This is a genomic window from uncultured Mailhella sp. (assembly GCF_944324575.1).
GTDB lineage: Bacteria > Desulfobacterota > Desulfovibrionia > Desulfovibrionales > Desulfovibrionaceae > Mailhella.
The window spans coordinates 1-6998 of sequence record NZ_CALUWV010000177.1; the positions used below are offsets into that span (position 1 = coordinate 1).

General features: G+C 53.0%; 8 protein-coding genes. 5 read left to right on the top strand and 3 right to left on the bottom strand.

Translation table 11 applies throughout. The features are described 5' to 3' along the window. Positions 1–113: 113 nt before the first annotated feature. Positions 114–527, bottom strand: a complete 414-nt coding sequence (locus Q0J81_RS12080; protein WP_294448187.1) for a type II toxin-antitoxin system HicB family antitoxin — start codon at positions 525–527, stop codon at positions 114–116. Between the two features lie 360 nt (positions 528–887). Next, on the bottom strand, positions 888–1262 hold the full coding sequence (locus Q0J81_RS12085; protein ID WP_294448188.1) for a hypothetical protein: 375 nt from the start codon (positions 1260–1262) through the stop codon (positions 888–890). A 720-nt stretch (positions 1263–1982) separates the two neighbouring features. Between Q0J81_RS12085 and Q0J81_RS12090 the strand changes: the two genes are divergently transcribed. The 5 genes from Q0J81_RS12090 (at position 1983) to rsmG (ending at position 6381) form a co-directional block, all read left to right on the top strand. Beyond that, entirely contained in the window at positions 1983–2693 is a 711-nt protein-coding gene (locus Q0J81_RS12090) for a DUF554 domain-containing protein (RefSeq protein ID WP_294448189.1), read from the top strand. A gap of 296 nt (positions 2694–2989) precedes the next feature. After that, on the top strand, positions 2990–3724 hold the full coding sequence (locus tag Q0J81_RS12095) for a 16S rRNA (uracil(1498)-N(3))-methyltransferase (RefSeq protein WP_294448191.1): 735 nt from the start codon (positions 2990–2992) through the stop codon (positions 3722–3724). Beyond that, the gene (locus Q0J81_RS12100) at positions 3721–4941 is read left to right on the top strand and encodes a replication-associated recombination protein A (RefSeq protein WP_294448194.1); all 1221 of its coding nucleotides are present in this window, start codon (positions 3721–3723) and stop codon (positions 4939–4941) included. Before Q0J81_RS12095 ends, Q0J81_RS12100 begins: the two co-directional genes overlap by 4 nt. 14 nt (positions 4942–4955) lie before the next feature. Continuing rightward, complete coding sequence (locus tag Q0J81_RS12105; protein WP_294448196.1) at positions 4956–5729, top strand: 1-acyl-sn-glycerol-3-phosphate acyltransferase; 774 nt, start codon at positions 4956–4958, stop codon at positions 5727–5729. Next, positions 5716–6381 (top strand): 16S rRNA (guanine(527)-N(7))-methyltransferase RsmG, encoded by a 666-nt coding sequence (gene rsmG / locus Q0J81_RS12110; RefSeq protein WP_366937529.1) that lies wholly within the window; start codon positions 5716–5718, stop codon positions 6379–6381. The genes Q0J81_RS12105 and rsmG overlap by 14 nt, the downstream gene beginning before the upstream one ends. A 369-nt stretch (positions 6382–6750) precedes the next feature. Here rsmG and Q0J81_RS12115 read toward each other — a convergent pair. Beyond that, a partial coding sequence (locus Q0J81_RS12115) for a transcriptional regulator (RefSeq protein WP_366937530.1) occupies positions 6751–6998 on the bottom strand: 248 nt, incomplete at its 5' end.

The following is a 6998-nucleotide window of genomic DNA, read 5'->3' on the forward strand; positions in this document are numbered from 1 at the left end:
GTGTTTATAACTTACGCATAACTATAAGTTTTCGGGAACCCCCAGCCTAGCTGGGGGTTTTCTTTTAACCAAAAAAATGCCGCTCCCCGGAGAGGGGCCGAATCCTTTCAGGATCATTCGAGGGCCATTGCCGTAATGTATCCGTCCCGCGTCATTCCCGCCAGAGCAGCCTTGCGGTCCAGTGCCGTCAGCGCATTTCTGGGCAACGATACGGATATGCTCATGGGAGTCTTGTCCATGTCAGGAGCCGGGATAAGCGGAAAAAGTACTTCTCCGTCCGGCATGACGGACAACTTCTCATACAAAAGCACAGCCTTGAACCGAGCTTCCTCGATAGCAGAAGGCACAGGCAGGTTTTCCCCCTGCCTGCTCATATGCTCAAGATGGTGCTTCAAAACGTTTCTGGCCATCGTCATGGCGTCGTCAATGTCATTTCCACTGGTTCTGAGATCAGGAAGATCTGGGAAAAATACCGTGTACCGACCGTCGGACTCAGGGCAGAACGCCGCAAAATAATGCTGCATCATGTTTTCCTCGACAAGGGGAAAAGGTGGGTCATCCCCGTTTTGTTCCTGCCTGCTTGCCGGACTTGACCAGGCTCAGGCAGAACGTGAGATACCTCATGGGAACCTTACAGGTTACGGGAAAGGAAGATACCCGGTATCACAAATTAAGTCACTAAAAATTTTGATCTTTTCACAAAAGCAAAACTGAATCTCCCGAAGAACGAGAACCTGACTCCTCATTAAGGAAGTCCTCTGGGCCGCGGGGCGCAGAGGACAACATGCTTGCGAGCAGCATTAACAAACTGTCTGCTCATATCCTGACAATGCCATACTTTTTCAGACACCTGTCGGACAGCAGCTTGCCGTCCGGCGTGGTGCCGCTCATGACGGTCGTTTTCTCCTTGAAGTCGAAGACACTGAAACCCTTTCTCTGGCCGGTTCAGGAGTGAAGCACATGCCTTCCAACCAGAAAAGAAAACCATCGGCCAGAGCCTCACAGCTCTTTTTCAAGTTTTCCCTGCACAGCGTTTTCTTGGCAACGGTCTTCTCAAGAGAAAAGTTTTTCCGAATGTATGGCTCTGTACCGGCATCGCTGGAGCCGGATGCCGCACGATGAACAATTTTCAGAATGTAATTCTGCTCAAGTTCATGAATGTCGAAGTGGAGACGCTGTCCCATGAATTCAAAAACATGCTCCTCAATCCACGGACATCCTCTCCTTTTCAGGGCGTTCCTTATTTCGTCGTAAAGTTCCATGACAGGACTCCTTGAATGTAGTAAACCCTTGTTTTTAATTTCACTCTGTCAGAAAAAAATATCAAGTAGAAAAGTCTTTCCGAAATGTTGCAAAATCTTTTCTCTTCTTTTCCGGCGGATTCCGCTCTGCTCCGCCCCTAAAACCGCTCTGCATGCTCCAGTCTTACGGACCTCCCATATATTTGCCAGAATGCTCGAAGAAAAAATGTAGAAGTCCTTTTCTGTCTGCACCAGAATCTGCCTGTCTTTCCAGACACAAAAAATCTGCAGAACGTTGCAGAACACAGGCAGCCGCAGAAAAAACTTGACGACGTGCACATTGAAGCTTTACGGTATCGCTCGCCTCATTCGAGACCAATCTGGGAAATCCCGTCGTTTTCAGGGTATGTCACCCTTCATCCGCCGCTGCTTTCAGTATCGGCGGAAATGATTTTTCTGCGACGCTGCCTTTCTGCAATCCCCGGCTCTCGAATTCATTCCTCAATTCGGCGTCCAGTCATCTTACGGATGAGCTCCCTGCCGATACGGAAGCGTTCTTGTCGCGCGTCTTTTATCAGGACGCGTTTCTTGTCTTGCGCCCCGTCTTCTTCTGGAGGCCATATTTATTCCTGCGTGAAGCGTCTGAAGCTCCTGCTCGGCGCAGAATTCCGCATCTGAAAAATGAATCAACAAATACCTGTGCATCCGCATAATTCGTCTCTCATAAAAAAAGGAGAAAACATGCTCGGTCCGGAAATCAACTCTTCATGCATCCTCTTTGGTGCCGTCATCGGAAGCTATATCGGAAGACTTCTCGGTGAAACGTTCCGAAAACATCTTCTGCTCGTCTTCGGCTGCATCAACATAGGCATGGGCGTCTTCATGATAAGTAAGACTCAGGCGTTGCCTCCGGTGGTATGTTCGCTCCTTCTCGGCACTCTGGCAGGAGAAATATTCCGCCTCGAGCATCTTATCATGATGGCAGCACACAGAATTTCCGCAACCTTCAGCAAGATCGGAAAAAAACAAAATACTTCGCTTGAATACATGCGGGAACAGTTTTCCATTTTTCTAGTGGTCTTTGCAGGCAGCGGTCTTGGATTCTTCGGTGCCATGCAGGAAGGACTCACGGGAGATCCTTCCCTTCTGATCATTAAAGCGTTGCTGGACTTTCCCACAGCACTGTTCATTGCCGCCAACACCGGCGCCATTATCGGCGTCCTTTGCGTTCCTCAGTTCCTCGTACAGGCCGCCGTGCTGCTTTCGGCAGGATTTGTCGGCCAGTTCACAACGCCGTTTCTTCTGGACAACTTCTCTGGATGCGGAGGATTCATCATGCTGGCAACAGGTCTCCGCACCTGCGGCATCATGCAGTTTCCCATTCTGAGCATGCTTCCGGCATTCATCTTCTCCATGCCTCTTTCTCTGCTCTGGCTCCACTTCTTCGCCTGATTGCCGCAGGTCTCAACGTCCGCCCCCATTCTGGACATCCACCATCACATCACGCCGAATCATGTCCGTTCGGCGTGATTTTTTGTCGCCAAAACGACTTTGCCGTCAGGATCTGAAAAAGTCATGTGATGACAGACGGTGTTTCACTGCCGCCCTTCTCATGAACATTTCTTTTCTTACTTACGCCATGGAAATTATTTTCTGTCCGGGAAAAGCCCTTTCGACGGACTTTTCAAAACCATGACGAAAAGTTATGCTCAGGCAGAACATCGGCCACTTTCAGGAGAATGTCAGCCATGCATACGTTTTATCTTCCGCCGGAACTGTGGAAGGAAGAACTGGAACTTTCCGGCGCGGAAGCGCATCACATGGGCCGGGTTCTCCGGCTGCATCCCGGAGACGAGGTACTCGTACTCGATGGAAAAGGGCGCGAAGCGCTGTGCCGTATCCTCCAAATAGGAAAGCAGTCGGCAAGATTGCACATCATCAGCAAAAAAAGTCATCCACGCCCGTCTTCCGGCGTCGTACTGGCCGTAGGCTGGGGCAAGGAAGCCAGGCGGGGCTGGATACTGGAAAAATCCGTTGAGCTCGAAGCTGCCGGTCTGTGGTTCTGGCAGGCAAAACGCAGTCAGTTTCCCGTACCTCAGGATGCCAAGGAAACCTGGCATGCCTCGCTTGTGGCCGGTGCAAAGCAGTGCCGGAATCCCTGGCTGCCGGAACTGAGGACGCTGCCAGGCGGCGTAGATGAACTCATTCAAGAATCCGAGAGATTTGAACACAAGCAGGTTCTTCTGGAAAGCGGACTTCCCGGCCAGAACTTCATGTCGGAACGATTTCTCGGCCTGCCGGGGAAGACGCTCTGCGTCATAGGGCCTGAGGGAGGCTTTACCACCGAAGAAGCGGACAGACTCATTCAGGCCGGATTTCAGGCTCTGAGCATGGGTGAACGCGTGCTTCGCTGGGAAACCGCGGCCATGATGGCCCTCGGCCTGCACTGGTGGAAACGTCAGCACCCCGGAGGGGAACTATGAACCGTCCTCTGCCGGAAAGTCTGCGACCCTTCGATCTTGAACACTTCGTAGGACAGCCGCACCTGCGCGCGCAGATACAGGCACTTCTGGATTCGCCGCATCTGCCGAGTCTTCTGCTCTTCGGACCGCCAGGCTGCGGCAAGTCCACGCTCGCCCTTCTTCTGGCACGCGCAACGGGCAGAAAAATGCTGAGGCTCTCCGCTCCGGAAGCCGGAATTCAGCAGCTGCGCCGACAGCTCGCCGGCGTGGAAATACTGGTGCTTGACGAACTTCACCGCTTTTCCAAGGCTCAGCAGGACTTCTTTCTTCCCATTCTGGAAAGCGGTGAAGTGACCATGATCGCCACCACGACGGAAAATCCGTCCTTCAGCGTGACGAAACAACTGCTGTCCCGCCTCCATGTGCTCAGGCTCAAGCCTCTCGGCAGAGATGATCTGCTTACACTGGCCCGCCGCGGCACGGAAAAAACCGGTGCGACATTTCCCGACGAGGTTCTGGAATTTCTTGCCGCTCTTTCCAACGGCGATGCCCGTGCCCTGCTCAACCTCATCGAGTACGTTTCTGGTCTCCCGGAAGAACAGCGTACTCTTGCCGGCGTGCAGAAGGTCATGCCAGACATTGTGGCACGCCACGACAAGGATGGGGACAGTCACTACGAGCTGGCCTCTGCCATGATCAAATCCATCCGAGGCAGCGATCCCGATGCCGCTCTCTACTATCTGGCCTGCCTGCTCGAGGGCGGAGAAGACCCGAGGTTCATCTGCCGCCGTCTTATCCTTTCCGCTTCGGAAGACGTGGGGCTGGCCGATCCGCACGCTCTGCCCATGGCCGTTGCATGTCAGCAGGCCGTAGAGTTTGTAGGCATGCCGGAGGGATACATACCACTGGCAGAAACAACCGTATATCTGGCGATCGCCCCCAAGAGCAATTCCACCTACGCTGCCTACCATAATGTGACAAGGGAAATAAAAAACAACGGCATGCAGCCTGTGCCCATTCATCTGCGCAACGCCGTGACCAAGATGCAGAAGCAATGGGGCTACGGCAAGGACTATCAGTATCCCCACAATTTCCCAGGAGCCTGGGTGGATCAGGAGTATCTTCCGGAAACGGTGGTCGCCAGACGGTATTATCAGAGTAAGGATCAGGGAGACGAACCGCGTCTCAATGCCTGGCACCGTCGTCATCGCCGCAGCATTCCCCCTGAAAAGAAATAACCAACGGAATCATCATGGAACAGCACTTCTCTTGCAATTACCGCTCATCGGGACATCCTGCTGGAGCTTTTCCTTCCCTTCGTTTTTATCTGTCTCTTGCTGGCATCATGTACCGGGCCGGCCGCATAGCCTCGGCCGGACACTATGATGCGGAACGCTGGGTGTACGACAGCTTTCTTGTCGGCAGACTCATGGAACGCATAGGAACGCCCGTCATCATTGAAGGCATGGAAAACCTTGATCTGGAAGGGCCTTGTGTCTTTGAAGCCAACCACATGAGCACGCTGGAAACGTTTTTTCTGCCCTGCATCATACAGCCGCGCAAGGACGTAACCTTCGTAGTAAAGAAATCCCTGCTTGAATATCCCTGCCTGGGACCGGTACTCGCATCTCGCGATCCTCTGGCGCTCGGTCGCAGCAATCCCCGGGAAGATCTGGCCATCGTGCTGGAAGGTGGCATGAGGCATCTCTCTGCCGGACGATCCATCATCATCTTCTCTCAGGGCAGTCGCAAGCCGGAAGTAAAAGCGGAAGATTTCAACAGTCTCGGGGTCAAGCTTGCACGCAAGGCAAAAGTGCCGGTTGTGCCCATCGCTCTTAAAACCGACGCATGGGGCGAAGGCTCGCTCATCAAGGACATGGGATGGATCAAGCCTTCCCTTCCCATCCATGTCCGCTTCGGTGCCCCTGTGGAAATAAAGGGCCCGGGCAAAGAAGAGCACGCTTCCATTGTCAACTTCATCAAAAGCAGTTTCGATGAATGGGTGGCTTCCGATGGCAAAGCGTGAAGAATGCTCTCCTGCCGTCATCAGGACATTATGTGAAAAGGCGGGATTTTCCCTTGATCCCGAACAGGCCTCGCAGCTCGCCGGATATCTCGAGCTTCTCATGCGCTGGAACAGAATGATGAACCTTGTCGGCGCACGACACTGGAGAGACGCCCTTGACGAGCTGATCATGGACAGCTTTCACCTGGCTGCCTTTCTTGATGGAGGATATCTACCCGCGCTGCCCGCTGAACCAGTCACCTGGGATCTCGGTTCCGGAGCGGGACTCCCGGGCATTCCTCTGCGCATGGTATGGCCCAAAGGCAGTTACTGGCTGGTGGAATCCCGAGAAAAGCGAACCATCTTTCTTTCTACGGTGCTGGCCCGTCATCCTCTTGGAAACACCCATGTATTCAGAGGCCGGGCAGAAGAGTTCATGAAAGGAAAAAAGGCAGATCTCATCGTCAGCCGTGCCTTCATGCCGTGGAAGGAAATGCTCGCCTTTGTTCAGGGACATCTGACGGAAGGCGGCTGCATTGTCTTCCTTACAAGGGAAGAATTGAAGCCCGACCCGTCACTTCCATGGACGCTGACGGCAACTCTACGTTACACGGCGGGAAACTGCACCCGATACTTCTGCGCTTTTACGGAACAGACAGTCCGGGAAGTCTGAACCTTCATGATCATCAGTGGAATCGCGGCGGAAAGTCATGGCTTTTCGCCGCGTTCCATATTTATTTCAAAAAGACCTCCGGCCTCTGTTTCTTTCCGTCTTCGTCCTTATCGGTTTCTTTATGAATATCCGATTGAGACAATCTGCCATCTCGCAACACTCTCCATTGTTCTGGTCAGTGGCTTCGCCTTCCCGGATCTTCCCGCTATACGGTGAATACTCCAACTTAAAAACAACAGCCCGGAACGACTCCGGGCTGTAAACGGCATCAGACACATTGCCGCCCTGATTTTTTCGGAAAGCGCCCCATTCCTTGCGATGTCTCAATCTTCAGAAGTGGCTGAGCTCCTCCCGGCTTTCTGTTTGAACTCAGTTGAGCTTCTGCTGCTCGTTGAACTTGTCGATGTACTTCTGACGGCACTCATAGCTGCAGAAGTGCAGCGTCTGATCGCCATTGCGGACGGTGATGGAATTGCTTTTATCAACATACGTTCCGCACACGGGGTCCTGCACCATTTCTCCCGCTTCCATACGTTTTTTCTGCTGCTGGGCCTCCTTTTCGGCCTTCTTCTTGCTGTCGTTGATCAAGAGCCGATCCTGAATGTCGCCGCGTAGTG